Below are 26447 nucleotides of genomic sequence, written 5' to 3' on the forward strand. Positions count from 1 at the left end.
GGCGACCGTTCCGGCGCCGGGCTCAGCGCGCCCGCGTCAGCGCCAGCCAGATGCCGCCGCCGATCATGAAGCCGCCGGAGATGCGCGACATCAGCCGCGTCCGCTCCTTGGAGAAGAACTTGCGGGCGCGGCCGGCCGCCAAGGCGTAGGCGGCGTCGGTCAGCACGGCGGTCGCCATGAAGGTGACGCCGAGCAGCGCCACCTGCGGAAGGTGCGGCTTGTCCATGTCCATGAACTGCGGAATGAAGGCGCCGAAGAACACCAGCACCTTCGGGTTCGAGAGCAGCACCAGAAAGCCCTGCAGGAAGAACCCGCCGCGCGGCGGCGGCGGCCGATCGTCGGTGCCGACGCCCTCGACCGGCGAACGGATCAGCTTGATGCCGAGCCAGACCAGATAGGCGGCGCCCGCAAAGCGCACCCAGTTGAACCAGTAGCCCATCGTCGCCATCAGCGAGGTCAGCCCGACGGCGACGATGCCGATCACAATCGCGAGGCCGACCTGCGCGCCCAGCACATTGGTCAGCGCGGCGCGCGTGCCGTAGCGCAGCCCGTTGGCGATCACCATCGTGACGATCGGACCGGGCAACAGCGCCAGCGCAATGCAGGCGGCGACGAAGGCGAAATAGGCTTGCAGGGACATGGGGGCTCTCTGAGTTGAGTTCGAATTATGCACGTAGAAGCCGGAAGAGGAAACCAGTTCCTGCTCGCCCCGGTCGCTCCCGCAGAATGGTGTATCCAGTGCGCCGCTGCCATTTGACGGCCATTCTGATGTCGTCCTGGCGAAAGCCAGGACCCATTACCCCGAATGACAATAGTCGGGCGATGTTGCGGCCACGATCCCATTCATCGTCAAATGCGGTGGTTATGGGGCCCGGCTTTCGCCAGGACGACGGCGGTGTGTGCGGCACGTTCATTTTTCCCGCGCGAGAGACAGGCTCCTCAACGCCCTTGTACAGCCGCAGTCATCCATTTGACGATTTGCTGCGAGCCCAGCAACGCCAGCACCTCGCGCTGCACATTCGCAGTATCGCCTTTTCCCTGCGCCGCCACCGCCATCAGATCGCAACGATGCGACACAGCGATGCCGACCGCGGTGCGCTTGCCATCAAGATCATACGCCCTGATCCGTCCGCGCATCTCGGCGATATCGACGACATCGCCGGCCTTCAACGGCACGAAGCGCGGGCTGATCATGTCGACATCGGAAACGCGGTCGACCTCGTCGTCATCAGCGACGCCGCTGTCGCAGTTGCAGAAGCCGAGCTTTGGCCTGAGGTAGACCTCTACGTCGGCGCCGCACTCCGCTACACCGCAATGGAAGGCGCGGCCGGCGGGCCAGCCATCACGCGGGAACGGCCAGGCGATCTCGCGCCATTGCGCGGGCCGCGGCGGCGCCATCTCGTAGCCCGCCACGGCGGAAAGGCCGGCGAGCGCCAGGAACATCGCCGCGATGACCGGCCACGGGCGCGTCATCGTCCGCTCACTGCAGGCCGGCGGCGGCCCGCGCCGCGCCGGTCAGTTCCAGAATATGCAGGCCGGTGTTGGCGCGGTCGACCGCGTAGATGTAGCCGCGCGCGTCGGTCTCGACATTGTTGGTCTGGATCGCGACCTTGCAACGGTCCTTGCCGTCGATCGTGACGCAGCGTTTGTCGGTCGCCGCCGTGATCGAGGGAATGAAGTAGCCCACTTCCTTTGGATGATAGGGATCGCGGATATCTAGTGCGCGGACGCCGGCGTTGAAGAAGGCGATGAAGGCGAGCCTCTTGTAATAGACCGGCGCCATGCTCTCGTTCGACGAATGCGAGCCGAACCGGCCGCCGCGTTCGCAGAACGCGCCCCAAGCCTCGGGCACGGTGTAGCTCGAGATCAGCATCGGCCGCGCTTCGGTGGTGACGTCTGCAAACCACACCATCTGCCGCGCCTCGCCGCATTCATTCTGGATCGCCTCGTCGACGATCATCACAATGTCGCGGCTCTTGCCGTCCTTGTCATGGGCGAATTCCGCGATCGGCATGCCAGGCATCGGAAACACCGTGTGCGCGCCGTTCATCGCCGACAGCGGCATCCGCGCGATCTCCGGGAATTTCAGATTGTCCGGTGTCGGCTCCTTGGGCCCATTCAGAAGCTTGTCGCGATCGACGATCTGCAGGAAGCCGCCCTTGTCGGTGCCGTAGCCGAAATAGACCCGGTTGCCCTTCGGCCCGGTCGAGATCGGCCCGTGCAATTCGGTCGGCACCGCGCCGGTCGCGCCCGGCTCCTGCCCGGGCAGGCCGAAGTCCCTGATCTTCACGGGATGCGCGGGATCGGAGAGATCGTAGATTTGCGTCATGCGCCGCGTGCGCCAGTCCGGTGCGCCCGACACCAGGAAGGCGATGCCGGTGTCGCATTCCCAGAAATTCTTGTGCGTGTCCTTCAGCCCGCCGATCCGGGTGACCAGCACGGGATTAGCGGGATCGGCCACGTTCCAGATCTCATGTGCCTCGCTGCCGAAAGTGCGCAGCATGTAGACCGCGTTGCGATCGCCCTTCGGCAGATCCTTGCCGTCGCAGATCCGCACCATCTGCGCGCCGCCGGATTCGTATTTGCCTTCCTGGCCTGGAATGTGCCGCAGATATTTCGGATGCGCGGGATCGGTGACGTCGACGATCGAGGTGCCATTTGGTTCAGGCTTACCGGTCATCGGATTGACGGGATCAGGAATGTCGTCGGTGCCGCCGTGATGGCCGATATAGGCGATCCACCGGTCGCCCTGGTGATGGATGGTCGGCTGATAGGCGCTGCGCGCCTGCAGGTCGCTGGTTCCAACCAGCCGCATGTTGGAGGCTTCAGGCGGGTCGCCGATCTTCTGCTGCTGGGCGCTCGCAGCATTCGCGAGCAGGACGAAAATGAACGCGCAGCAAACTGCCGTAGCACGACCACCCATGTGCACCACCCCGAATTCCCAGGCCAATCTGCGTTGGCTGTGCGGAACGCTAGCACGGCCATACCGGTGCCCAAACACACGCTCTTGACATGCAACCATTTGGTTGCATATTATCCGACCCATGGATGAAGTCTTCAAAGCCCTCGCGGATGCCTCACGGCGGACGCTGCTTGACCGGCTTCACGATCAGAACGGGCAGACGCTCGGCGAGCTCTGCGACGGCCTCGACATGACGCGTCAGGCCGTCACCAAGCACCTTGTGATTCTCGAGGAGGCCAACCTCGTCACCACGATCAAGCATGGCCGCGAGAAGCTGCATTACCTCAACCCGGTTCCGATCCATCAGATCGGCGAGCGGTGGATCAAGAAGTTCGAGCGCGGCAAGCTCGCCGCGCTCAGTGAACTGAAAAGACAATTGGAGAAGCGTGATGAGTAAGCCGGACTACGTCTACGTCACCTATATCGAGACCACCGCCGACAAGCTGTGGCACGCGCTGACATCAAGCGAGTTCACCGAACGCTTCTGGTTCGGCTATCGTGTCAGCTCGGACTGGAAGGTCGGCTCGCCCTACCACTTGTCCAAGGACAGCAGCCGCGCCGTGCAGGGCGAAGTGCTGATCGCGGATCCGCCGAGCAAGCTCGCCTACAGCTGGGACGTGGTGAAGGAAGGTCATGCGCGCGAACAGGTCTCACGCGTGACCTTCGACATCGAACCGCACGGCGGGGTGGTCAAGCTGACCGTGACGCACGACAATCTCGGTCCGAAGACGCTGCGTGACATCTCCGGCGGCTGGCCGATGGTGATTGCAAGCCTGAAGAGCTTCCTGGAGACCGGACGCGAGCTGCCGGCCGACCTGCTCACCAGCGGCGCGAGGGAGGCCTACCATGCCTAAGCCCGAATTCGTCTACGTTACCTACATCGAGACCACGCCGGACAGACTGTGGGACGCGCTGACCAACAGTAGCTTCACGCGGCAGTACTGGTTCGACACCGAGCTGAAATCGGACTGGAAGGTCGGCTCGCCGCTCGCGCTGGTGATGAGCGGCAAGACCACCGACACCGGCGAGATCCTCGAGGCCGACCGGCCGCGGCGCCTCGCCTACACGTTCAAGCACGAGGCCGACCCTGACATGCGCAAGGAACCGGCAACGAAAGTTGTGTTCACGCTCGAGCCGTTCGGCAATGTCGTGAAGCTGACCGTCACACATGAGGGCTTCGGCGTCGGCAGCAAGCTGCTCGACGGCATTTCCAAAGGCTGGCCGGCGATCCTGTCCGGGCTCAAGAGCCTGCTCGAGACCGGCAAGGCGGTCACGATCCCGCCTGCCGCGCTCGCGATCGACGGCTTCGAGTGACAATGAAAATCTATCGAAGGATACGTGCGGACATGAATATCGAGAAATTCAAACCGGCGATCATCTACGCGATCTACATCGCTTCCACGCCGGAGAGGGTATGGCAAGCACTGACGAATGCTGAGTTCAGCCGGCAGTATTTCTCCGGCAACGCGGTCGAAGTCGATCTTCGGGTCGGTGGCGCCTACATCGTGCGCACGCCCGACGGTGCGCTGCACATCTCCGGCGAGGTGATCGAGTGCGATCCCTTGAGGCGGCTGACCATCACCTTCAACGTCAACTGGCCGCAGCTCGTCGAGAAGCTCGGGCCGACGCTCGTGACCTACGAGATCGAGCCGGCCGGCGACGGCGTGAAGCTGACCTTGCTGCAATCGCATGATCGCCCGATCAGCGACGACATCCTGTCCGGCGGCCGCACCGGCTGGCCGGCGATCCTTTCCAGCCTGAAGAGCCTCATGGAGACGGGCAAGCCCATGGCGATCCCGATGCAGCCGCCACAGCGCATGATGGCCGCGCTGAAGGAATTGGGAATCCCGATGCCGTCGTGAAGATCACTCCCGCCGCAGCATCGGATCCGCAAAGGAACCGACCGGGACCACGACGCGACGGTAGAGATGCCAGGTCGTGTGCCCAAGCACCGGAATTGTCACGAGCAGGCCAAGGAAATACGGGATCGCCGAGACGATCAGCAGCACGACGATAACCGCGGCCCATCCGATCATGGGCAGCGGGCTCGTCACGACGGCACGCACGCTCGTGATCATAGCAGTCACGAAATCGACTTCGCGATCCAGCAGCAGCGGGAACGATATTACGGTCAGCGAGAACAGAATCAGCGACAGCGCCGCCCCGTCGGCATTGCCGATGGCGAGGAACAAGAGGCCCTCATTGGTGGTCAGCACCACCGTCAGGAATTCGCGAAAGCTGGAAAAGGAAACGTTGAGCCCGAGCAGGAGCGCGAGCAGCAGCCTCACCTGGTACATCCAGATCACGAACACGAACAACGTGACGAACGCCATCCAGCCGATTTCGCCGCGCGAGCGCAGCTTCGACCAGATCGCGCCGAGCGAAATCGGCTGGCCCGCTTCGCGGCGCCTGCTGATCTCGTACAGACCTACCGCAACGAACGGGCCGATCAGCGCAAACCCCGCCGCGAGCGGATAGGCCAGATAGACCATGCCGAGCGCGGTCAGGCACAGCAGGATCGCATTGCCACCGAGCACGTAGATCGCACCGAACATCAGTCCGTAGAGCGGCACGGCCTGGAAATCGCGCAGTCCCTGCCCCAGCGCCTCCGCGATGTCAGCCACGCGAATCTTGCGCACCACCGGATCGAACTTGCCAGAAACCGACATCAGTCCTGCCGCGAATGATTGATCCTGCATCGATGCAGGCAATGGCGAGAGCCGCATTGACGCCGATCAATATTGTGTCGCGGGCCTACCCCAGCGCCCGCAACTCGCGCCGCAGCACCTTGCCAGTGGCCGTCATCGGCAGGCTGTCGGCGAACTGCACGAAGCGCGGATATTCGTGGGCGGCGAGCTGGACCTTGACGAACTCCTGGATCTCGCGCGCCAGCGCGTCGCTCGGCGCATGGCCCGGACGCAGCACGATCCAGGCCTTGATCGATTCGGTGCGGATCGGATCGGGAATGCCGACCACCGCCGACATCGCGACCGCCGGATGCTTCATCAGCGTATGCTCGATCTCGGACGGGCCGACGCGATAGCCGGCAGTCGTGATGACGTCGTCCTCGCGGCTGACGTACCAGAAATAGCCGTCGTCATCCTGCACGCCGAGATCGCCGGTCAGCAGGAATTCGCCGGCATACTTCTTCGCGGTCGCCTCCGGATTGCGCCAATACTTGAGCATGGTGCAAGGGCACGGCTGGCGCACGCCGATGATGCCGCGCTGGCCACGCGGCAGCTCCTCGCCTCTGTCGTTGACGATGCGGACGTCGAAGCCCGGCGTGGCGCGGCCCATCGAGCCCGGCCGGATCGGAAACAGATTGGAATTGCTGCCGATCACCAAATTGCATTCGGTCTGCCCGAACACCTCATGGGCATCGATGCCGAAGGTCTCGCGCACCCAGCCGAGCAATTCGCCGCCGAGCGACTCGCCGCCGGTGAAGATGCTGCGCAGCCTGACGCCGGAATTCTTCACATCGGCCTGCCGCATCAGCTTCAGCGCGGTCGGCGGCAGGAACACGTTGCGGATGCCGAGCTCGGCCATCATCTGCATCGCGGCCTGCGGCTCGAATTTGCGGGCGCGGTGACCGACCATCGGGATGCCGTGGTACCAGAACGCGAACAGGCCGTTGATCAGGCCGCCGATCCAGGCCCAGTCGGCCGGCGTCCACATCAAGTCGCGGGGCTTGGGCAGGAAGTTGTGGCACATCTCGACATTGGGCAGATGGCCGAGCACCACGCGATGCGCATGCAGCGCGCCCTTCGGATTGCCCGTGGTGCCCGAGGTGTAGATGATCAACGCGGGATCGTCGGCCGACGTGTCCACAGTGGCAAATTCAGGGGACGCCGATCGGATCGCGCTCCAGAATGACTTCGTACCGGCTGGCGTCTTTTCGCCGACGATGTAGACGCTCTTCAGCTCGGGCAGGCGATCGCGGATCTTGGCGATCTTCTCCCAGCCGGCCTCATCGGTGATGACGGCTTTCGCCGCCGAGTTCGACAGGCGGAATTCGAGCGCATCCTCGCCGAACAGTGCAAACAGCGGGATCGAGATCAGCGCCGCGCGGAACGCGGCAAGATGCGCGACCGGCAATTCGAGCGATTGCGACAGGAACACCGCGACGCGGTCGCCGCGCACGAGGCCATCGGCAGTCAGGACATTGGCGAAGCGGCGTGAGGCGTCGGCGACTTCATCAAACGAGGTGCGCGTGGCGCCGCCATCCTCATCGACATAGACCAGCGCGAGCCGACCGGTACCGTCGGCATGGCGGTCGCAGCATGCGGTAGCCATGTTGAAGCGGGCGGGGACGTCCCAGCGGAAGTTGCGGTAGAGTTCGTCGTAGGTTTTGGCTTCCTGAAGCATGGCAGCAGACTAGACCATCGCCGCCCGACCACAAACCCCTCCTTGCGGGGAAGCCGTCAGGCTGCCGCCCGCTGCATGGCGAACTCGGCCTCGAGGCTTTCGCGGTCGCGATAGATCGACGCGACGGCGAGCACACGCCCGCCGCGCTTGTAGCGAAGCATGCAGTCCCTGCCGGCGATGCTGCCGTCTACTGCGATCTCGTCCCACTGCTCAGCGTGGCCGACATAGTTGATCGGCACGTCGTAATGCTGGCTCCAGAAGAACGGCACCGCATCGAATACCTCGCGCTGTCCAAGCATATTCCGCGCGGCGGTCTGGCCCTGGCGCTCGGCCACCACCCAATGCTCGACCCGGATCGCCTCGCGGCTGTGCGGATCGGGCCAGCGCGCGATGTCGCCGGCCGCGTAGATGCCGGAGACACTGGTCTCCAGATAGGCGTCCACTTTCACGCCGCGATCGATCGCGAGCCCGGCCCCCTCCGCCAGCGCCAGCCGCGGCTTCACGCCGACGCCGAGCACGACGAAATCGGCATCGAGCACGGGTCCGCTCTTCAGGTGCGCGCGCTTGCCCTCGATCGCACTCACCGTGTCGCCGAGGTGGAAGACGACACCATGCTCTTCGTGCAGCGCGCGGACAAAATCACCCATCTCAGGCCCGAGCACGCGCTCCAGCGGCCGCTGTTCCAGCCCGACCACGTGAACCTCGATCTCCCTCGCGCGCAACGAGGCCGCAACCTCGAGCCCGATGAAGCTTGCGCCGATCACGACCGCGCGGCGCGCTCCACTGGCCGAGGCGATGATCGCGCGGCAATCGTCGAGCGTGCGCAGCACGTGAACGTGGGGCTGATCCACGCCCGGGATCGGCAGCCGCATCGGCTCCGCGCCGGTCGCCAGCAGCAGCCGGTCATATGGAATTGTTTCGCCGCCGGCCAGCACGACGTTGCGACGGCCGATGTCGATCGACTTGACCTCGGTCCCCAGCCTGAGATCGATCGTCGTATCGGGATAGAAATTGTCCGGCTTCAGCGGCAGCCAGTCTTCCGGCGCGCTGCCGGCGAGGAAGTCCTTCGACAGGTTCGGCCGATCCACCGGCGGCGCGGTCTCGCCGCTCAGCATGACGATGCCGCCGCGATAGTCCTGCCGTCGCAGCATCTCGGCGGCGGCGAACCCAGCCGCGCCTCCGCCGACGATCACGATCCTGCTGGGCGAATCGACCGATCCCTTGACGCGGGGTTTCGGCTGCTCGCGCTTCTCGCGCACGACGATGCGATCGCCGTCGTGCTCGACCTTCCAGACCGCGAGCGCGCTGAAGGCGGGCGCAGCGGTCGCTTCACCGGTGCGAATGTCAAAGCAGGCGTGATGCCAGGGGCAATGGACGGTCTCGCCCTCCACCAGGCCTTCGGCGAGTGGACCGTGGTAATGGCTGCAATGCGCGTCGATGGCGAAGATATCCGCCCCCGAACGCACCAGCAGCACGTCCGCGTCGCCGACATGGCCGAGCAACATCGTGCCCGGGACGTCCGAGAGTGCCACACCTTGTGTCAGATCCGGACCGGAAGGAGCTTGCTGATCGGCCATGGCCTGTCTCCAGTTTATCCAGAACTTCGCCCCGAAGGCGCCGGCGCCGGCTCTCGGCAAGCCGATCTCAGCTTCCCTGCATGTAGCGGACCGGGTTCTCCTTGTCCGCCTTGAAGATATCGGCGGCCTCGGCGAACAGCGCCGCAACGGCAGCTGCCTTCAGATCAACAAACGCCTCGAAGCTGAAATTGTTGCCACCGGCCCGCAATTCGCCGAGTTGACCGGCGTAGCAGGACACCAGCGGATTCCCGTTACGGGTGACCGCGACATAGATGCTGATGTAGTTCTTCTGCAGCGCCACCCCGATCACCGGCCAGACCGCCGTCTTGCCGGACTTGATCGCGTAGCGAAACTGACCGTAGCCGATCATGTTCATGCGCATGCCGGCCTCGCCGGCCGGTGTGCCCGCATGAAAGTGCCGCTTGAGCGAAGGCGCGGCCTTTCGCATCAGCGCATGGACTTGTTCGAGATCCGCGGTCCGGCCCGGATCGAAGGCGAGGTAAGCTTCCAGACTGTCCGCCGCGACACGAAACATCGGAAGCCTCCGCCACTATCCCGCGAGCGCGGCCTTCACCAGGCCGCTGGCCTTGCCGAAATCCATCTGGCCGGCGTATTTCGCCTTCAGGGCGCCGATCACCTTGCCCATGTCCTTGATCCCGGCAGCATTGGTCTCGGCGATGATGGCCGCGATCGCGGCCTTCACGTCGTCCTCGGACATCTGCTTCGGCAGGTAGGCGGAGATCACGGCGATCTCCTCGCGCTCCTGGGCGGCGAGCTCGGCACGGCCGCCCTTGTCATAGAGTTCGACCGATTCCTGGCGCTGCTTGATCATCTTCTGCAGGACGCTCAGGAGCTCGGCATCGGAGAGTGGCGGCTTGCCCTGCCCGCGCGCGTCGATGTCGGCGTTCTTGATGGTCGAATTGACCATGCGCAGCGTGGAAAGCTTGCGCTCGTCCTTCGCCTTCATCGCTTCCTTGACCGCAGTATTGATATCGTCGCGCAGCATCCTGATGTCCTCTCGTCCTACAGGATGCTGATCTAAGCCCTTCGCCCGGCCAGAACAACAGTTAAGCCCCGGTTCTGGCCTCCCCAGGACCGGGACGGCCGGCCTCGGGCCGGCATTGGCGCCGCCGCCGGTACGCCGGCGCGCCGGGCAGTTTCACTGCATCAGATGCCTGGCCAGCGCATCGAATGCCGGCAGCGTCGTCGGATCGTTGTAGGCGTTGGCCGCGAGCGGATGCGAGCCGAAGCGGGCGATGACCATCTCGGCCTTGGGATCGACGTAGATTGCCTGACCGTTGACGCCACGCGCCATGAAGGCGCCGTGCTCATTGTGGCTGACCCACCACATGTCGCGGTAGCTCCAGCCCGGAAGCGTCCTGTAGCCGGCCTTCTCGAAATCGGACTTCCGGCCGCCATTGCGGATGTCGTCGACGACGGCCTTCGGCACGATCTGTTGGCCGTTATGGGTTCCGTCAAGCCGCATCATCTCGCCAAAACGCGCCAGATCCCGGACGGCCGCATTCAGCCCGCCGCCGGCGAATTCCGTCCCCTCACTGTCGATCAGCATGTAGGCGTCCTGCTCCATGCCGAGCTTCTGCCAGATGCGCTCGGAGAGCAGTTCGCCGACGGTCTTGCCGGACGCCCGACGGATCAGCCAGCCGAGCACGTCGCTGTTGACGGTCTTGTAGGCGAACGCCTCGCCGTGCTGGCCTTCCTTCTTCAATGTCTCGAGGAAGCCGTAGAAGCTGGTCGGCCCGCTATAGCCGGGCGGGCGCGGCACGAGACCGCCGGCCCTCACATGGTCGAAGATCTCGGCCTTGGGATCGGCGTAGTTCTCAGAATATTTGACGCCGACAGTCATATCCAGGACCTGCCGCACGGTCGCATCGCCGTAGGCCGTGTCCCTGAGCTCCGGAATGTATTGAGAAACCGGGGCCTTCTCGTCGAGCTTGCCCTCGGCGACCAGCGTGGCGCCAAGCGTGCCGAAGAACGACTTCGTCACCGACATCGCGATGTGCGTGGCATGCTGGTTCATCACGCCGAAATAGCGCTCGTAGACGATCTTGCCCTTGTGGAGCACGACGATCGCGTCGGTGTAGTTGGCAGCGAGCGATTGCGCCCACGTCATGGTCCCGGATTGGCCGAGCGGTTGAAAGGTGATGGTGTCGATGTCGGCGAGCTCGGCGCGCGGCAGCGGCGATGCGGCACTGTCGCCGCGCCAGATATTGCTCGTCGGCACAAAGCGACGGAAATTCGCAAACGACCAGCGCGTCTGCGGAAAGGCGAAATGCGAGCCGTTGGAAAACTGGATGAGCTTGTCCGCGGGCGGCGGCGAGCCGATCATCCATCCCATCTTGACGGGATCGGAATCGGCGGCGTTCAGCGGCGGCTGCTGTTGCGCCAGCGCGGCTTCCGTGCCGAGCCCCATCGTCGCGGCCATCATGATACCGACCATCGTCGAACGTCCGGTCATCGAAACTCCCTCCCTGGATGAGTTGGTTTCGCCCGCGGTAGCGCTCGGTATCGATATATGTCAAATTCATAATATTACTTATCATATGAGTGTATTTCATCGTGCCGACGCTCCGACAGATCCAGATGGTTCGCGCCCTCGCCGAGCACCGTCATTTCACCCGCGCCGCGAATGGTCTCGGCGTCACGCAATCCGCCCTCACCAAGAGCGTGCAGGCGCTCGAGGACGAACTCGGGGTACGCCTGTTCGATCGCGGCGCCGGCACGCTTGAACCGACCATGTTCGGCGCGATCGTGCTGGCACAGGGCCGCACAGTCCTTCGGGAAATGTCCGAGCTGGTCAGAGAGATCGATCTCGCAAGGGGCCTCGAAACCGGCGGGATCACGGTCAGCGCCAGCGTGTTTCCGGCGGAGTTGTGGGCGCCGCAGGCGCTGGGGCGGCTGGCGGGAGCGCACCCCAAGCTCACATGCGTGCTGCGCACGCTCGACAGCAAACAGGCGGTCGACGATGTATCGGAGGGAATATCCGACATCGCCATTGCCGACGCGACCGAGGCCGAGGGACGGGAGAATCTGGACAGCGAGATTCTGGCGACGACGCCGATGTCTCTATTCTGTCGGAGCACCCATCCGCTGGCGCGGCGCAAGAGCCTCCGGCCGGAAGACTTTCTCGGCTATCCATTCGCCGGCCCGCCGCTCTCCAGAGCGCTTGCCCGCCGCAATCTCGGAAAATTCGGCAAGATCGCACTGAGCGTCTCGCCGCACGAGCAGCTCACGCCGCGCATTTCGGTCGGAAGCTTCTCGGCGATGGTGCAGGCGGTTCTTCACAGCGATGCGGTCGGCTGGGCGCCCGACTCGCTGTTCGCCGGCCATGCCAAGGACGGGGGCCTCACCGTGCTCAGGGTCTGGGACCTGACCATCAGCGCGACCTTCGCATTGTATGCGCGGCGCCATCGCACGCTGTCGCCTGCGACGGTCGAATTCATCAAGCTGGTGCGGGCCATGCAGCCATCAGCGGCGTCCCCCGCGGCCTCTCGGCTGGTGCCGTGACGCGGCCGGCATGTGCGCGTGCGATATCCACTCTACCTCAGTTTCGCAGCCACTCGACCAGCGCATCGGCACAGGCCTGCGGCTGCTCCAGCTGCGGCAGGTGACCGCAATCGGGGATCACCACGAGCCTGGCCCCGGGGATGCCGTTGGCCATCTCGTCTGACAACGCGTTCGGCACGGTGTTGTCGGTATCCGACGTCAGCACCAGCGTCGGGCACTTGATCCAGGCCATGCTCGGTCGTGAATCCGGCCGGCTGAGCACGGCGTTCTGCTGGCGGATGAAGGCCTCGGCGCCGACGTCCTCGCTCATGTCCTCGACGATCTTCCGCAGGCCTGCATCCCCTTGCCGCGACGGATGCACGAAGCCCGGAAACAGCTCGTCGACCACGTTCCGGTACTGACCGGTTTTGGCACGTTCGATCATGCCACGGCGGCGTGCGGTCGCCTCCGGGGTGTCCGCCCGCGCCTGGGTGTTCATCAGCGCCAATTTCGCGACCCGCTCGGGCGCCTGACGCATGATCTCGAAGGCGATGTAACCGCCCATCGAGTGCCCGGCGAGCGCAAAGCGCGGCGGCGCCTCGGCCAGGATCCGGCGGGCGATCGCCCCCATATTGTCGTCCCTGACATGGTTGGCGACCGTGACCGGCCCGCACCGCCACAGCGCCGGGATGACCGGGGCAAAAATCCGCGGCGAGCAGATGAGGCCCGGGACGAGCAGGATCGGCATCGTGTTGTCCATGCGGGAGCTCCGGACCGGGTCATTTTCGGCAAGCAAACGGCCGCTTCAGGGAACTTTAGATTAAAAGGCCGTTCCGGCCTGTCAAATCGGCGGACACTGCCGTGTGAATCCGTGCCCTTTCGCTTTGACGCCGCAGGGTGCGGCGACTATTTAAAGGGCTCATGACAACCCCCGAAAACGCTCCCGCCTGGCCGGACCACAAACCGACCGCGCTCCTTGTGCTCGCCGATGGTACCGTGCTGGAAGGCTTCGGTCTCGGCGCGGAAGGCCACGCCGTCGGCGAGGTCTGCTTCAACACCGCGATGACCGGCTATGAGGAGATCCTCACCGATCCGTCCTATGCCGGCCAGATCATCACCTTCACCTTCCCCCATATCGGCAATGTCGGTACCAACGAGGAAGACATCGAGACGGTGAACATGGCCGCGACGCCAGGCGCGCGCGGCGTGATCCTGCGCTCGGCGATCACCGATCCCTCGAACTACCGTGCCACCCGCCACCTCGACCAGTGGTTGAAGGCGCGCGGGATCATCGGCCTGTCCGGCATCGATACAAGGGCGCTGACCGCGCTGATCCGCTCCAAGGGCATGCCCAACGCGGTGATCGCGCACGCCAGGAATGGCGAGTTCGACCTGCACGGCCTGAAGGAAGAGGCTCGCGAATGGCCCGGCCTCGAGGGCATGGACCTGGTGCCGATGGTCACCTCCGGCCAGCGCTTCACCTGGGATGAGACCCCCTGGGAGTGGGGCAAGGGTTTTGGCCAGCAGACCGCGCCGGAATTCAACGTGGTCGCGATCGACTACGGCATCAAGCGCAACATCCTGCGTCTGCTGGCCGGCGTCGGCGCCAAGGTGACCGTGGTGCCGGCGACGACGGCGGCCGAGGACATCCTGGCGATGAAGCCGGACGGCGTGTTCCTGTCGAACGGCCCCGGCGATCCCGCCGCGACCGGAAAATATGCCGTGCCCGTCATCCAGAAGGTGATCGCGTCGGGGACGCCGACCTTCGGCATCTGCCTCGGCCATCAGATGCTGGGCCTTGCCGTCGGCGCCAAGACCATGAAGATGCATCAGGGCCACCACGGCGCCAACCATCCGGTCAAGGACGAGACCACCGGCAAGGTCGAGATCACCTCGATGAACCACGGCTTTGCGGTGGACCAGGCGACGCTGCCTGCCGGTGCGACCCAGACCCATATCTCGCTGTTCGACGGCTCCAATTGCGGCATCGCGCTCGAGGGCAAGCCGGTGTTCTCGGTGCAGTACCACCCGGAAGCCTCACCCGGCCCGCGCGACTCGCACTATCTGTTCCAGCGGTTTGCCGATCTGATGCGGAAAAAGAAGCAGGCGGCGTAGATCGCGGCCGTCGGCGCAGCCCTTCATGGAATACCGCATGCCCGGACCATCTGGTCCGGGCATGATCTTTTGTCACGCCTTGCATGAGCGGACTCTGCCAAGCTACTCGTCATATGATGACGATCATCAAGCAGCAGGATTGCCCGACATGACCGACAGCGCCACCCCAGAGCCCGTCTACGGCGTCTCCTCGATCGAGGTGATGGCGTCGATGCCGGGGCTCGACTTCGTGCGCGGCATCTTCGCCCGCACGCTGCCGGAGCCGCCGATCATGGAGAACGTGGAGCCGTTCGACTGCACCGCCGAGTTGGGTCATGTGGTGATCCACAGCATCCCCGGGCTGCGCCACTACAACCCGATCGGCTCGGTGCACGGCGGCTATGTCGCGATCCTGCTCGATTCCGCGATGGCGCTCGCGGTGCAGACCACGCTGCCGAAAGGTTCGGGCTACACCACGCTGGAGTTCAAGATCTCCTTTGTCCGCAGCATGAGCCAGGACACCGGCAAGATCCGCACCGAGGGCCGGGTGCTCAACGCCGGCCGGCGCGCCGCGACCGCCGAAGGCCGCATCACCGATCAGAACGGCAAGCTGATCGCGCACGCCACCACGACCTGCATGGTGTTCGAGCTTCCCAAAAGCGCCTGAATGCAATCGCATCTTCGCGCATTGGAGGCATGACTTACAGCGCTGGATTGGCGCCAGTGCTCTGTGATTGAGTCTCCCTGTCCGAGATCAGGCAACATGATCCGGCCTGCGAAGGGAAACGCCCGATGACCTCAGCCAATCCAGACATGACCATCCGCGACATCCGCGTCACGATGCTGCGGCTGCCCTGGGCCGACGACCGCTGGCTCAAGGGCGCAGCGCTGGGCGCGACGCGCGACATCCTGATCTGCGACGTCGAGACGTCGGGCGGCATCACCGGCATGGGCTATCTATTCGTGTTCCGCCCGGCGATGCAATCGATCGCGGCCTGTCTCGACGAGTGCATCATCCCGCGTGTGATCGGCAAGGATGCCACCGCGATCGAGGCGATCTGGCGCGATCTGTGGACGGCGACGATGACCTATGGCCGCGGCGGCATCGCCGCGATGGCGATGTCGGCGCTCGACATCGCGCTGTGGGACGCGGTCGGAAAGCGCGCCGGCCTGCCGCTGCACCGGCTGTGGGGGCACTATCGCTCGGAGATTCCGATCTATGGTTCCGGCTGTTTCCGCGGCGCCGGCGGCGACGGCATGATCGAGAAGGCGCTGCATTTCGTGAAGCAGGGCTACAAGGCGATCAAGATGCAGGTCGCCCATGTTCACACCCCCGCGCAGGACCTCGACAATGTGCGCCGCATGCGCGAGGCGGTCGGGCCCGACATCGACATCATGATCGACGTCAACATGGGCTGGAGTGCCGATGTCGCCATCGAGATGGGACGCAAATTCGAGAAATACGATATCTACTGGCTGGAGGAGCCGGTGCCGGCCGATGATTTCGCCGGCTATCAGCGCATCGCGGCGGCGCTCGACATGCGCGTCGTCGGCGGCGAGACCCATTTCACGCGCTACGATCTGCGGCCGTTCTTTCTCAATCCCTGCCTGCCGATCCTGCAACCCGACCCGATGCGCGGCGGCATGACCGACCTGCGCAAGATCGCGGCGCTTGCGGACACGTTCGGCATCACCATCGCGCCGCATCTGTTCCCCGAACTCAATGTGCACCTGTTGGCTTCGATTCCGAACGGCATCTGGTGCGAGAACATGGCCCTGATCGACGACCTCTGGGTCGATCCGCCGAAGATTGCCAACGGCATGATCACCGCGCCGGAGCGGCCGGGACATGGGCTCAAATTCCAGGACGAGGTGTTGAAGTTCAAAATCTAGCGGGAACGGTTCCCGGACCGACGGTTTGATATCACCGCCCCTCGCAACGCTGGAGAGCCGCCATGCCGGTGCTGAGTAAGGATGCCGAACCCCTGAGCATCGTCTTTCAGGACGACGGCCTGGTGCCGAACAATCCGATGCCGTTCCTGGTTTACAAGGGCGCGGTCGGCGTCGGCAAGAATCCCGAGGCCACGATCGAGCAGCTGTTCGGCAGCAATGGTTGGGGCGCGATGTGGCGCAACGGCGTCTACGACTTCGCGCATTACCACGCCACCGTGCACGAGGTGCTGGGCGTCGCCCGCGGCGGCGCGCGCGTGCAGTTCGGCGGCGAGCGCGGCCGTGCGCTCGAGATCACAGCCGGCGACGTCGCGATCCTGCCGGCCGGCACCGGGCATCAATGCCTGTCGGCGAGCGGCGACTTCAGCGTGGTCGGCGCCTATCCCCCGGGCCCGCCGATGGACCTGCAACGACCGACGCCGGAGAACCACGTCCGGGCGCTGAAGACGATCCCGCTGGTGGCGATCCCCGTGACCGATCCGGTGATGGGCAAGAACGGGCCGCTGGTGCGGCTGTGGAGGCGCACCTGACCCCACCGATCAATGCACGTCGCTCACATGCAGCGCCGAGTACGCGGCGCCGAGGAATACGCTGTACGCAAGCACCATGACGAGGGAAAATCCGGCCGGAAGGCTGCCGAGGCCGAGCTGGGACGCAAACAGGCCACGGCCGAGCACCGGAAAGTAGAGCAGCCCCATTGCGATCCAGCCCAGAATGCCGAACACGAATCCCTTGGCGATCCCGCTGTGGCCCGGCAGTAAATGGTAGCTGACGCGAAACAATATCCCGAGAATCAAGGTGCCGTTGACGAAAGACATCGCCCACGGCACCGCCGGATGCACCGCGCCTCCGAGCCATTCGCTCAGACCGTGCTGCAGGTCCCGGTAGGGATGGAAGGTCGGAAGCCAGCCCATCCACCGCTTGAGATACATCACACCGGAGTGCGCGGCGTTGCCGCACAGTCCTGCAGCAAGCGACCTCCATATCTTGTCACCGAGGGCGAGATACATCACTGCTTGGCGATCCGCTGCGCCTGTCTCAGGCGATCTCGGCGACAACCTGCCGGAGCAGGTCGCGAACCTTGCCGGCGACGGCGCCGAGCTTGGGGTTCTCGATCGCACTCATCGAAGCAACGGGATCGACCGCCGAAATCTCCACTCTGCCGCCTTCGTGCTGCTGCACCACCACATTGCAGGGCAGCATGGTGCCGATCTTGTCCTCCAGCGTGAGCGCCTCGTAGGCGAGCTTCGGGTTGCACGCCCCGAGGATCAGATACGGCCGGAATTCAGCTCCGATCTTCTTGTTGAGGGTGTCCTTGACGTCGATTTGCGTGAGCACACCGAAGCCGTGGCTCTTCAGCGCAGCCGTCGTGGCGCTGACGGCTGCGTCGAACGGCATGTCGACGGTTTTCGAGAAATGGTATGTCATAGGTCTCTCCGGAGAAGAGCAGGCATTCGCGCTGCGAAGTCAACAACTGCAAGGGCTAGCTGAACGCGCATCCGCCGGGCAGCCCGAGCCTCTTGAACACCATCGCAGCGGGGCAGAACCCGGTAAACGATGCCTGGACCATGTTCAGCCCGGCAAAGGCCGTCAGCAGGTACCAGTAGGCGTTGACGTAGGTGCCGAGCACGAGGCCGAGCAAGACGACACACCCCGCGAAGGCAAGAACGGCCTTGTCGATATTCATGGCAAACTCCTCAGTTTCAGTGACATCAGGAACGGGTAAGACCAGCCTCGGCCCAGGCAACGATGCCGCGTGCGTCCATCACCCCGGAATGACGGGCAATCTCGCGCCCGCGGCGCATCAGCAACAGGGTCGGAATCCCCGTGACATTGAGACGAGACGAGGTGGCAGGCGCGCGGTCGGAGTTGAGCTTGAGCAGCCGCACCTTCGGCTCGAGCTGCCCCGCCGCACGTTCGAACATCGGCGCCATGGCACGGCACGGAGCGCACCAGGGAGCCCAGACGTCGACGAGCAAGGGAATGTCGCTGTTCGCGAGATGACGCGCGAAACCCTCTTCGTCGACCTCGATCGGATGGCCGGTGAACATCGGTTGATGGCAGGAGCCGCAGCGCGCACCGTCCGGCGCGCGCCCCGCCGGCAGACGATTGGTCCGCCCGCAATGCCCACACACGATCTGACACGTCTCGCTCATGTTCCGGTACGGACCTCCTTGATCTTGGCGATGTTGAGCTTGTCGAGCACGAAGCGCTCATAGAACGGCTCGCTCTCGCCGCGCCGCATCTTGCGGAGAAAGTATTTTTCGAAGGCGACCTTGGCGTAGTGGACCCACTCGCCCTTCGCGGACCAGTTGACGTTGCGCGGCGGGATCTGCGGTTGCGCCAGGAAGGCGACGCCGGAATCGCCGAAATCGGCAAGACAGATCGCATTCCAGGTCGGTTGAGTCGTCGGCTCCCTGCCCTTGAGCAGCGCGCCAATGTTCATCGCTGTTGCCGTCACCATGGACTCGATCATGAAGCCGGTCTTCGGCACGCCGACCGGCACTGCGGTCGCCCCGATCGGCGGGATCGCCACGCAGACGCCGACCGCGAATATGTTGGGAAAGGCTGGATTGCGCTGATGCTTGTCGACGACGACGAAGCCGCGCGGATTGGTCAGCCCGTCGATGCCGCGGACCGCCTCGACGCCGCGAAACGCCGGCAACATCATCGAATAGGCAAAGGGCAGTTCGTGGGTCTTGCGAACCGAGCCGTCTTCGGCCAGTTCCTCGACCAGCATCTTGCCCGCCTCGACGGCGTTGACGCGGGCATTGGTGATCCACTTGACGTGCTTCGCACGCATCTCGCTCTCGAGCAGGCCCTTGGTATCGCCGACGCCATCGAGCCCGAGGTGACCGATATAGGGTTCCGAGGTAACGAAGGTCATCGGCACTTGGTCGCGCAGCTTGCGGCGGCGCAGTTCGGTTTCCAGGATGAACAGGAATTCGTACGCGGGCCCAAAGCACGACGCTCCCTGGACCGCGCCGATCACGACGGGGCCTGGATTGGCGGCCAGCCGGTCGAACGCCTCCCTTGCATGCGAAGCGTGGTCGACGTGACAGACCGATTGGGTATGGCCTTGCGGCCCGAGCCCCGGAATCTCGTCGAAGGCAAGCTCCGGGCCGGTCGCGACCACGAGATAGTCATAGCCGACAGACGTGCCGTCGCCGAGCTCGACGCGGTTCTCCGTCGGGTACACGCGCTTCGCGCCCTGCACGAGCAGGCGGATATTCTTGCGCTTCATGACCTTCTCGAGATCGATCTCGATCTCGTCGCGCCTGCGCCAGCCGACCGCCACCCAGGGGTTTGACGGGACAAAGTGGTAGAGAGCCCCCTGCGAAATCACGCTGAGGCGGTCGTCCTTGCCAAGCTGCGGCAACAGTTCGTAGGCCATCAGCGTGCCGCTCAGACCGGCCCCGATCACGACAACTTCCGCCATGCTCACCTCCCTTGGTTGAACGTTCCGCCGGTCGTCCCGGTCATCGATAATGCTTGACGATATATTCTATTGTTCGTATATACGCAAGTATGAATATAAATATCGACGACATGCAAAGCGCGGCCGATCAGGCGAGCAATCTCCTGAAGTCTCTCTCCAACCGCCACAGGCTGCTGATCATCTGCCAGTTGATCGACGGCGAGCGATCTGTGGGCGAGCTCGCCGAGTTCCTCGATCTGCGGGATTCCACGGTCTCTCAGCATCTTGCGCTCCTTCGCAAGGATGGCCTGGTCTCCGCTCGCCGCGACGGGCAGACGATCTTCTATTCGATCGCAAGCGAGCCCGCGCGGAAGGTTCTGCAAGCGCTCTATGAAGCCTATTGCGCTCCGGCCGGCGGCAGACGAAGGCGAACTTTATGATCTCGCGACGGTCATCCATTGAGCAGGATCAACACTTCCGCGCCGGCGGCGAAGATAAGGGATGAACCCGCGCGCGACGTCACGACTTCCATGACGAGACGGATATTTCCGATGCGAATTTCGATATTGCCAGCGGCCCTCACCGCCTTCGCGCTCTCTTTGGCGCCGGCTCGCGCCGACACGCTCACTGTGGCGCAGCATCGGGTTGCTGACGAAAAGGCCGTGTTCGCAACGGTGGAGAGCATCAGCGTGGCTCCCGCCCGCGGACGCATCAGCGGTACGGTTGCCCAGCTCAATGTCCGCGAGGGCGATCGCGTAGCGGCCGGTCAGGTCATCGCGACGGTCGGCGACGAAAAGCTCGTGCTGCAGATGAAGTCGCTCGACGCACAGATCGAGGCCTTGCAGGCGCAGGCCAACCAGGCGCAGATCGATTTCACGCGGATCGAAGGACTTGTCGAACGCGGCACGCTGCCGCGCGTCAAACTCGACGAGGCGCGGACCGCATTGAACGTCGCCGACAATGGTCTGCGCGCAAGGACGGCCGAGCGGGCCGTGATCAGCCAGCAACTGAGCGAGGGCCGCGTACTGGCGCCCTCCGATGGCCGGGTCCTGAAGAAGCTCGTGACCGTGGGTTCGGTCGTGCTGCCCGGCGATGCCATCGTCACCGTCGCGCAACAGCATTTCAAGCTGCGGCTGCGCGTGCCGGAACGGCACGCCCGATTCCTCAAGCCGGGCGACAGCATCCGTATCGATGCCGCAGAACTCGGCGAGGAAGCTCCCAAGGGCGGCGTCATCGACCTCGTCTACCCGCAGATCGAGGAAGGGCGCGTGATTGCGGACGCCACAGTCGAAGGTCTCGGCGAATATTTCGTGGGCGACCGACTGAGGGTGTGGATCTCGGCCGGCACGCGACCGGCCTTCGTGATTCCGGCAAGCTATGTCAGGACCAGATTCGGAATCGACTACGTCCAGCTTCGCCAGGCCGACCGGACCGTCGAAGTGCCGGTGCAGCGTGGCCGCAATGTACCTATGCCTGCGCTTCCGGACGGGCTCGAAATCCTGTCCGGGCTGCGCGACGGCGACCAACTGGTGCAACCATGAATCTCGGGCTGTCCGGCCGGCTGACCAGGGCGACCCTGACGTCGCCGCTCACCTCCTTGTTCCTGCTTGCATCGCTTGCCGTCGGCCTGATCGCCGTCATGGTGATTCCCCGCGAGGAGGAGCCACAGATCAGCGTGCCCATGGTCGACATCCGCATCAACGCGGACGGCTTGCGCGGCCCCGACGCGGTTGAGCTCGTCAGCAAGCCGCTGGAGGCGATCGTCAAGGGGATCGACGGCGTCGAGCATGTCTACAGCCAGACCGAGGATGATCGCGTAATGGTCACCGCGCGATTCTTGGTCGGCACCAAGTTCGAGGACGCGATCCTGCGCGTCCACGAGAAGGTTCGGGCCAATCTCGACCATATCCCTGTCGGCATTCCCGAGCCGTTGATCGTCGGCCGGGGCATCAACGACGTGGCGGTGACGGTCTTGACGCTGTCGCCGAAGCCGGAAGCAGCCGAGCGCTGGAGTGACAAGGATCTGTTCGAACTCGCCGACAAACTGCGCTCCGAGCTCATCAAGATCGACAATATCGGGCTGACCTATGTGTCCGGCGGTTCCGCACAGCAGATCCGGGTAGAACCCGATCCGGAGAGGCTGTCGCTTTTCGGCGTCACGCTCCAGCAGCTGGTCGCTAAGGTCAAGGAAGCCAACCGCTCGTTCGTAGCAGGCCAGGTCCGCGATTCCGGGCTCGTGCGCAACGTGGCCGCCGGCCAGACGCTCTCCGGCATTCCCGACATCGGCTTGCTCTTGATCGCGACCCGGGATGGCCGGCCGGTCTACGTCAAGGATGTCGCGTCGGTGGTGATCGGACCGAACACGGTCGAGCACCGCGTCTGGAACGACGCGCGTGATGGCGCCGGGCAATGGCGGCGCGTGCCGGCAGTCAGCCTCGCGCTCGCCAAGCGCGCCGGCGCCAATGCCGTGGTGGTGTCGGCCGACATCGCCCGCCGGCTCGACCAGCTGAAGGCGCGGCTCGTCCCCGACGACATCCAGGTCACGGTGACGCGCGACTATGGCGAGACCGCCAACGAGAAGGCCAACGAGCTGTTGTTTCACCTCGGACTCGCGACCGTCTCGATCGTTGTGCTGATCGCGATCGCGATCGGCTGGCGCGAAGCCGTTGTGACGTTCGTCGTCATACCAACGACGATATTGCTGACGATGTTCGCCGCCAACCTGATGGGTTACACTATCAATCGCGTCAGCCTCTTTGCGCTGATCTTCTCGATCGGCATCCTGGTCGATGATGCGATCGTGATCGTCGAGAACATCGCCCGCCACTGGGCGATGCATGACGGGCGGTCGCGATTGCAGGCAACGGTCGAGGCGGTCGCCGAAGTCGGAAATCCCACCGTCATCGCAACGCTTACGGTCGTCGCCGCCCTGTTGCCGATGCTGTTCGTGTCCGGCCTCATGGGCCCCTACATGGCTCCGATTCCGGCCAACGCGTCGGCAGCGATGTTGTTCTCGTTCTTCGTTGCGGTGGTGGTCGCGCCTTGGCTCATGTTGAAGCTCGCGCCCAGGAACGACGTGGCGAGCGCGCACCTGCACCAGGAGGGGCGCCTCGGCCGACTGTACCGCCGCCTTGCGACGCCGGTCGTCCGAAGCAAGCGTGCGGCCTGGATCTTCCTGCTCGGCGTCGGGGTGGCGACGTTGCTCTCGATGACGCTTTTCGCGACCAAGTCGGTGACCGTCAAGTTGCTGCCCTTCGACAACAAATCGGAGATCGCGGTTATGGTCGATCTGCCCGAGGGCGCAAGCCTGGAGGCCACGGAGAGAACGCTATTTGCTGCGGCCGACATTGCGAGACAGCTGCCGGAAACGACCTCGTTGCAATCGTACGCCGGCACCGCAGCCCCCTTCAATTTCAACGGTTTGGTGCGACATTACTATCTGCGCGAAAAGCCCGAGCTGGGTGAGCTTCAGATCAATCTGGCCGCGCGCGGTGACCGCAAACGCGCAAGCCACGATATTGCGCTCGAACTCCGGCAACGGCTCAAGGCGCTTGACGCACCCAAGGGAACCAGCGTCAAGGTGGTCGAGGTTCCACCGGGACCACCGGTGCTGGCGACACTGCTCGCCGAGGTCTACGGCCCCGACGCTGCGACGCGCCGCGCAGTCACTGCCGAGTTGAAGAAAATATTTGCCGATGTGCCGTTCATCGTCGACATCGACGATTCGATCGGCGAGAAACGTCCCCGGTTGCGGTTGTCGATCGACCAGGATCGGCTGGAATTCTTCGCCGTGGAGCAGCGCGACGTCTACGATACGATCCAGGCGCTGTTCGGCGGCACCCCGATCGGCTATTCGCACCGCGGCGAAGACCGCAACCCGATCGAGATCGTGGTGCGGTTGCCGAAACGTGGCCTCGCCTGGGACGAGGCCCTGGCATCGACACCCGTGCCGGCCAACACGCTGCCTGGCAGCAAGACGGTCGTCGAACTTGGACAGGTGGTGAAAGCTACGGTCGAACAGGGATCGCCGGTGATCTTCCGCAGGGATGGCCGGTTCGCCGACATGGTGATGGCCGAACTCGCCGGCCGCTTCGAGGCGCCGCTCTACGGCATGATGGAGGTTGCGAGCCGCATCGACACCCACGATTGGGGCAATTTGCCGAAGCCCGCGACCAGCCTGCACGGCCAGCCAGCGGACGAGTCACGTCCGACGCTGCTATGGGATGGCGAGTGGGAGATCACCTATGTGACCTTCCGCGACATGGGCGCCGCCTTCGGCGCGGCCATCCTCGGAATCTACGTGCTGGTCGTCGCTCAGTTCGGGAGCTTCCGCCTGCCGCTCGTCATCCTGACGCCGATCCCGCTCACGCTGATTGGCATCCTGATCGGACACTGGCTGCTGGGCGCACCGTTCACGGCGACGTCGATGATCGGCTTCATCGCGCTGGCCGGCATTATCGTGCGAAACTCGATCCTGCTCGTCGACTTCATTCGCCATAGCGGCAAAGGCGGCGCTTCGCTCCGCGAGGTCGTGCTTGAGGCCGGTGCGGTTCGCTTCAAGCCCATCCTGCTCACTGCGCTTGCCGCCATGATCGGAGCCGCAACGATCCTGCTCGACCCGATCTTCCAGGGATTGGCGATATCGCTGCTGTTTGGCCTGGCGTCGTCGACCCTGCTCACGGTGCTGGTGATCCCCGCGATTTACATCGCGTTGCGCTCACCGGCGGGGCCGCCGGCAAAAGCCGCCAACTCCGGCTAGTGGCCGCGGACGAGCGCCGTCCCGCTATCGCCTGCAGGCTATCCGGCCGGCGTGGCAGGGCAGCTCGCTTTACGCCGCGTTGCTGCCTTCCTGGCGGCTTGCCTCGAACAGGAACCAGGTGCGGCGCTCGGTCTCGTCGATGAAGGTTTCGAGCAGGCCGGCGGTGCCTGAATCCTCATGGTCGTCGGCGAGCTTGTGCGCCTTGCGCATCGCCGCCGCCATGTGCTTGTTGTCTTCCATCAACTCGCGCAGCATTTCGCGCGGCGGGACATAGTGCTCGTCATTGTCCCTGATGGTCTGGTGCTTGCCGATGTCGCCGATCGACCGCAGTGTCGCGCCGCCGAGCTTGCGCACCCGCTCGGCGAGCTGGTCGGTGGTCGCGAAGATCGCGTCCGACTGCTCGTCCAGCAACAAATGGTAATCATGGAAATGCCGGCCGCTGACATGCCAGTGAAAATTCTTGGTCTTCAGGTAGAGCGCGAAGGCGTCGGCCAGAAGCGTGTTGAGCGAGGCCGAGATCGTGTCCACCGCCGCTTGCGGCAGATCGCTCGGCGTGTCGAGATCGGGCGATATCTTTTCAGTCTTGGTTTCACTCTTGGCTTTGCTCACGTTGGACCTTCCTGTTAGGAACCCCCGTATTTCGGCGCATTGAACATTGGCCGCCGGACCGCTAACGCATCATCAGCCCACCTGTTCCTGGAAGTCAGGAACCCATGCTGCCGGATACCAAGCGCGATGGATGAATGGATCGACTATTACGATTCCACGCATACGATCTATGCGAGCCGACTGCACCGCGACCTGCATTTCCAGGTCATCGCCAACGACATCATCGGCTACATCACCTCGCCCGGCGCCGTGGTGCTGGATTATGCCTGCGGTGAGGCGCTGTCGGCGGCGAAGGTCGCCAATGCCTGCGCCCAGCTCTATCTGGCGGAGCCTGCGCCCGGCGTGCGCGGCCGCCTGGTCGCGCGCTTTGCGCCCGACACCAAGATCCGCGTCCGCTCGCTCGACGAGCTGAAGAACATGGAGGCGGATTCGATCGACCTCGTGGTGATGAACTCGGTGGCGCAATACATGACGCCGCAAGAGCTCGACACCGCGTTCGACGTGATCCACCGCCTGCTGAAACCCTCGGGCCGCTTCGTGCTCGGCGATATCCTGCGGCCCGAAGTCGGCATGGCCCGAGACGTCATCGCGCTGCTGCGTTTTGCCGCGACCCATGGCTTCCTGCGCGATGCCTTGATCGGGCTCGCCTCGACCGCGCTGTCCGATTACCGGCAACTGCGCACCAAGATCGGGCTGCAGCGCTACCGCGAGGACGAGATGATCGCAAAGCTCGCCGCCGCCGGCTTTGACGCCGCACGCGCGCCGCGCAACATCGGGCACAATCCGTGGCGGATGACGTTCGTGGCGCACCACTGACCAGAGGTTGTGCAAGATATTAGGGTTAACCAAAAGTAAACGTAGCGGCCGCTGAAATAATCAGCAATGATCCACTCGGCCCGGTGGCGGAAGCGTCGACGCGGCAGTGGTGCAACACTGTTTATCCTGGTTCAACTCCAGGCCGGGCCTCCAGCCTTCGCTGCTCACGCAGCTTCGGCTCGGTAAGCCTTTTGTGGCGAAGGCTACCGCGCGGCGAGCCCGCAGGGCGAAGCCGGGCCTGTATGACCCAGCCCCGCGTCCTGAGCACCCCCAGCCGGGCATGGGTCGAATGAGGAATTTCCCCCAGAATCGCAGTTGATTGGGCGTTTTTGGGGGTTTCGCAGGTGCGGAAACTGGTCTAAAGACCTCCCGCGCGCGAGGGATCGCGCTTCC

30 protein-coding genes are annotated in these 26447 nt (G+C 64.2%); 13 read left to right on the forward strand and 17 right to left on the reverse strand.

What is annotated here, in order from left to right:
- Positions 1-22: 22 nt before the first annotated feature.
- From CO675_RS08825 to CO675_RS08835, 3 genes are all read right to left on the reverse strand, one after another.
- The gene (locus tag CO675_RS08825) at positions 23-640 is read right to left on the reverse strand and encodes a LysE family translocator (RefSeq protein ID WP_050402699.1); all 618 of its coding nucleotides are present in this window, start codon (positions 638-640) and stop codon (positions 23-25) included.
- 299 nt (positions 641-939) lie between these two features.
- Positions 940-1473: a hypothetical protein gene (locus CO675_RS08830; protein ID WP_097671538.1), complete on the reverse strand. Its 534-nt coding sequence runs from the start codon at positions 1471-1473 to the stop codon at positions 940-942.
- A 7-nt stretch (positions 1474-1480) separates the two neighbouring features.
- Positions 1481-2923 (reverse strand): LVIVD repeat-containing protein, encoded by a 1443-nt coding sequence (locus CO675_RS08835; RefSeq protein ID WP_097671539.1) that lies wholly within the window; start codon positions 2921-2923, stop codon positions 1481-1483.
- Positions 2924-3044: 121 nt separating this feature from the next.
- Between CO675_RS08835 and CO675_RS08840 the strand changes: the two genes are divergently transcribed.
- The 4 genes from CO675_RS08840 to CO675_RS08855 are packed head-to-tail and all read left to right on the forward strand — an operon-like array spanning position 3045 to position 4824.
- The gene (locus tag CO675_RS08840; protein WP_097671540.1) at positions 3045-3359 is read left to right on the forward strand and encodes an ArsR/SmtB family transcription factor; all 315 of its coding nucleotides are present in this window, start codon (positions 3045-3047) and stop codon (positions 3357-3359) included.
- Positions 3352-3816 carry an SRPBCC family protein gene (locus tag CO675_RS08845; RefSeq protein ID WP_097671541.1) on the forward strand — a complete coding sequence of 155 codons (465 nt, stop codon included), beginning with the start codon at positions 3352-3354 and terminating at the stop codon, positions 3814-3816. Before CO675_RS08840 ends, CO675_RS08845 begins: the two co-directional genes overlap by 8 nt.
- Entirely contained in the window at positions 3809-4276 is a 468-nt protein-coding gene (locus CO675_RS08850) for an SRPBCC family protein (protein ID WP_097671542.1), read from the forward strand. The genes CO675_RS08845 and CO675_RS08850 overlap by 8 nt, the downstream gene beginning before the upstream one ends.
- 32 nt (positions 4277-4308) lie before the next feature.
- On the forward strand, positions 4309-4824 hold the full coding sequence (locus CO675_RS08855; RefSeq protein WP_097671543.1) for an SRPBCC family protein: 516 nt from the start codon (positions 4309-4311) through the stop codon (positions 4822-4824).
- A 3-nt stretch (positions 4825-4827) separates the two neighbouring features.
- On the opposite strand, the gene CO675_RS08860 is transcribed toward CO675_RS08855, so the two are convergent.
- From CO675_RS08860 to CO675_RS08885, 6 genes are all read right to left on the reverse strand, one after another.
- Entirely contained in the window at positions 4828-5631 is an 804-nt protein-coding gene (locus tag CO675_RS08860) for a DUF2189 domain-containing protein (protein WP_097671815.1), read from the reverse strand.
- An 85-nt stretch (positions 5632-5716) separates the two neighbouring features.
- A complete protein-coding gene (locus CO675_RS08865) occupies positions 5717-7327 on the reverse strand; it encodes an acyl-CoA synthetase (protein ID WP_097671544.1) in 1611 nt (536 codons plus the stop codon).
- A gap of 56 nt (positions 7328-7383) precedes the next feature.
- Positions 7384-8904, reverse strand: a complete 1521-nt coding sequence (locus tag CO675_RS08870) for an FAD-dependent oxidoreductase (RefSeq protein WP_097671545.1) — start codon at positions 8902-8904, stop codon at positions 7384-7386.
- Between the two features lie 67 nt (positions 8905-8971).
- Entirely contained in the window at positions 8972-9439 is a 468-nt protein-coding gene (locus tag CO675_RS08875; RefSeq protein ID WP_097671546.1) for a hypothetical protein, read from the reverse strand.
- A 15-nt stretch (positions 9440-9454) separates the two neighbouring features.
- Entirely contained in the window at positions 9455-9910 is a 456-nt protein-coding gene (locus CO675_RS08880) for a GatB/YqeY domain-containing protein (RefSeq protein ID WP_097671547.1), read from the reverse strand.
- 153 nt (positions 9911-10063) lie between these two features.
- Positions 10064-11380, reverse strand: coding sequence for a serine hydrolase domain-containing protein (locus CO675_RS08885; protein WP_097671548.1), 1317 nt, complete (start codon positions 11378-11380; stop codon positions 10064-10066).
- Between the two features lie 101 nt (positions 11381-11481).
- Between CO675_RS08885 and CO675_RS08890 the strand changes: the two genes are divergently transcribed.
- Positions 11482-12429 carry a LysR family transcriptional regulator gene (locus tag CO675_RS08890; protein WP_143278922.1) on the forward strand — a complete coding sequence of 316 codons (948 nt, stop codon included), beginning with the start codon at positions 11482-11484 and terminating at the stop codon, positions 12427-12429.
- 37 nt (positions 12430-12466) lie between these two features.
- On the opposite strand, the gene CO675_RS08895 is transcribed toward CO675_RS08890, so the two are convergent.
- Positions 12467-13168, reverse strand: a complete 702-nt coding sequence (locus CO675_RS08895; RefSeq protein ID WP_097671550.1) for an alpha/beta fold hydrolase — start codon at positions 13166-13168, stop codon at positions 12467-12469.
- A gap of 161 nt (positions 13169-13329) precedes the next feature.
- Here CO675_RS08895 and carA point away from each other — a divergent pair, with 161 nt between their 5' ends.
- The 4 genes from carA (at position 13330) to CO675_RS08915 (ending at position 16982) form a co-directional block, all read left to right on the forward strand.
- Positions 13330-14523 carry a glutamine-hydrolyzing carbamoyl-phosphate synthase small subunit gene (gene carA, locus CO675_RS08900; RefSeq protein ID WP_097671551.1) on the forward strand — a complete coding sequence of 398 codons (1194 nt, stop codon included), beginning with the start codon at positions 13330-13332 and terminating at the stop codon, positions 14521-14523.
- A gap of 148 nt (positions 14524-14671) precedes the next feature.
- On the forward strand, positions 14672-15169 hold the full coding sequence (locus tag CO675_RS08905) for a PaaI family thioesterase (protein WP_097671552.1): 498 nt from the start codon (positions 14672-14674) through the stop codon (positions 15167-15169).
- Positions 15170-15294: 125 nt separating this feature from the next.
- Positions 15295-16395, forward strand: coding sequence for a mandelate racemase/muconate lactonizing enzyme family protein (locus CO675_RS08910; protein WP_097671553.1), 1101 nt, complete (start codon positions 15295-15297; stop codon positions 16393-16395).
- Between the two features lie 62 nt (positions 16396-16457).
- Complete coding sequence (locus CO675_RS08915; RefSeq protein ID WP_097671554.1) at positions 16458-16982, forward strand: hypothetical protein; 525 nt, start codon at positions 16458-16460, stop codon at positions 16980-16982.
- Positions 16983-16991: 9 nt separating this feature from the next.
- On the opposite strand, the gene CO675_RS08920 is transcribed toward CO675_RS08915, so the two are convergent.
- The 5 genes from CO675_RS08920 to CO675_RS08940 are packed head-to-tail and all read right to left on the reverse strand — an operon-like array spanning position 16992 to position 19891.
- Complete coding sequence (locus tag CO675_RS08920; RefSeq protein WP_097671555.1) at positions 16992-17462, reverse strand: DUF6789 family protein; 471 nt, start codon at positions 17460-17462, stop codon at positions 16992-16994.
- Positions 17463-17490: 28 nt separating this feature from the next.
- A complete protein-coding gene (locus tag CO675_RS08925) occupies positions 17491-17880 on the reverse strand; it encodes a DUF302 domain-containing protein (RefSeq protein WP_097671556.1) in 390 nt (129 codons plus the stop codon).
- A 55-nt stretch (positions 17881-17935) separates the two neighbouring features.
- A complete protein-coding gene (locus CO675_RS08930; protein ID WP_097671557.1) occupies positions 17936-18139 on the reverse strand; it encodes a YgaP family membrane protein in 204 nt (67 codons plus the stop codon).
- Between the two features lie 25 nt (positions 18140-18164).
- Positions 18165-18608 carry a thioredoxin family protein gene (locus tag CO675_RS08935; protein ID WP_097671558.1) on the reverse strand — a complete coding sequence of 148 codons (444 nt, stop codon included), beginning with the start codon at positions 18606-18608 and terminating at the stop codon, positions 18165-18167.
- Positions 18605-19891 (reverse strand): NAD(P)/FAD-dependent oxidoreductase, encoded by a 1287-nt coding sequence (locus CO675_RS08940; RefSeq protein ID WP_097671559.1) that lies wholly within the window; start codon positions 19889-19891, stop codon positions 18605-18607. Before CO675_RS08940 ends, CO675_RS08935 begins: the two co-directional genes overlap by 4 nt.
- 110 nt (positions 19892-20001) lie before the next feature.
- Between CO675_RS08940 and CO675_RS08945 the strand changes: the two genes are divergently transcribed.
- On the forward strand, positions 20002-20310 hold the full coding sequence (locus CO675_RS08945; protein ID WP_198964545.1) for an ArsR/SmtB family transcription factor: 309 nt from the start codon (positions 20002-20004) through the stop codon (positions 20308-20310).
- 11 nt (positions 20311-20321) lie between these two features.
- Here CO675_RS08945 and CO675_RS41375 read toward each other — a convergent pair whose 3' ends face one another.
- Positions 20322-20555 carry a hypothetical protein gene (locus tag CO675_RS41375; RefSeq protein WP_245452714.1) on the reverse strand — a complete coding sequence of 78 codons (234 nt, stop codon included), beginning with the start codon at positions 20553-20555 and terminating at the stop codon, positions 20322-20324.
- Between CO675_RS41375 and CO675_RS08950 the strand changes: the two genes are divergently transcribed.
- A complete protein-coding gene (locus CO675_RS08950) occupies positions 20470-21411 on the forward strand; it encodes an efflux RND transporter periplasmic adaptor subunit (protein ID WP_245452707.1) in 942 nt (313 codons plus the stop codon). The genes CO675_RS41375 and CO675_RS08950 overlap by 86 nt on opposite strands.
- Positions 21408-24629: an efflux RND transporter permease subunit gene (locus CO675_RS08955; protein WP_097671562.1), complete on the forward strand. Its 3222-nt coding sequence runs from the start codon at positions 21408-21410 to the stop codon at positions 24627-24629. The genes CO675_RS08950 and CO675_RS08955 overlap by 4 nt, the downstream gene beginning before the upstream one ends.
- A gap of 69 nt (positions 24630-24698) precedes the next feature.
- On the opposite strand, the gene CO675_RS08960 is transcribed toward CO675_RS08955, so the two are convergent.
- Positions 24699-25238: a Dps family protein gene (locus CO675_RS08960; protein WP_097671563.1), complete on the reverse strand. Its 540-nt coding sequence runs from the start codon at positions 25236-25238 to the stop codon at positions 24699-24701.
- A 126-nt stretch (positions 25239-25364) separates the two neighbouring features.
- Between CO675_RS08960 and CO675_RS08965 the strand changes: the two genes are divergently transcribed.
- Positions 25365-26054, forward strand: a complete 690-nt coding sequence (locus CO675_RS08965; RefSeq protein WP_097671564.1) for a class I SAM-dependent methyltransferase — start codon at positions 25365-25367, stop codon at positions 26052-26054.
- Positions 26055-26447: the final 393 nt, after the last annotated feature.

It is taken from the genome of Bradyrhizobium sp. C9, assembly GCF_002532045.1.
In the GTDB taxonomy this organism is placed as follows: domain Bacteria; phylum Pseudomonadota; class Alphaproteobacteria; order Rhizobiales; family Xanthobacteraceae; genus Bradyrhizobium.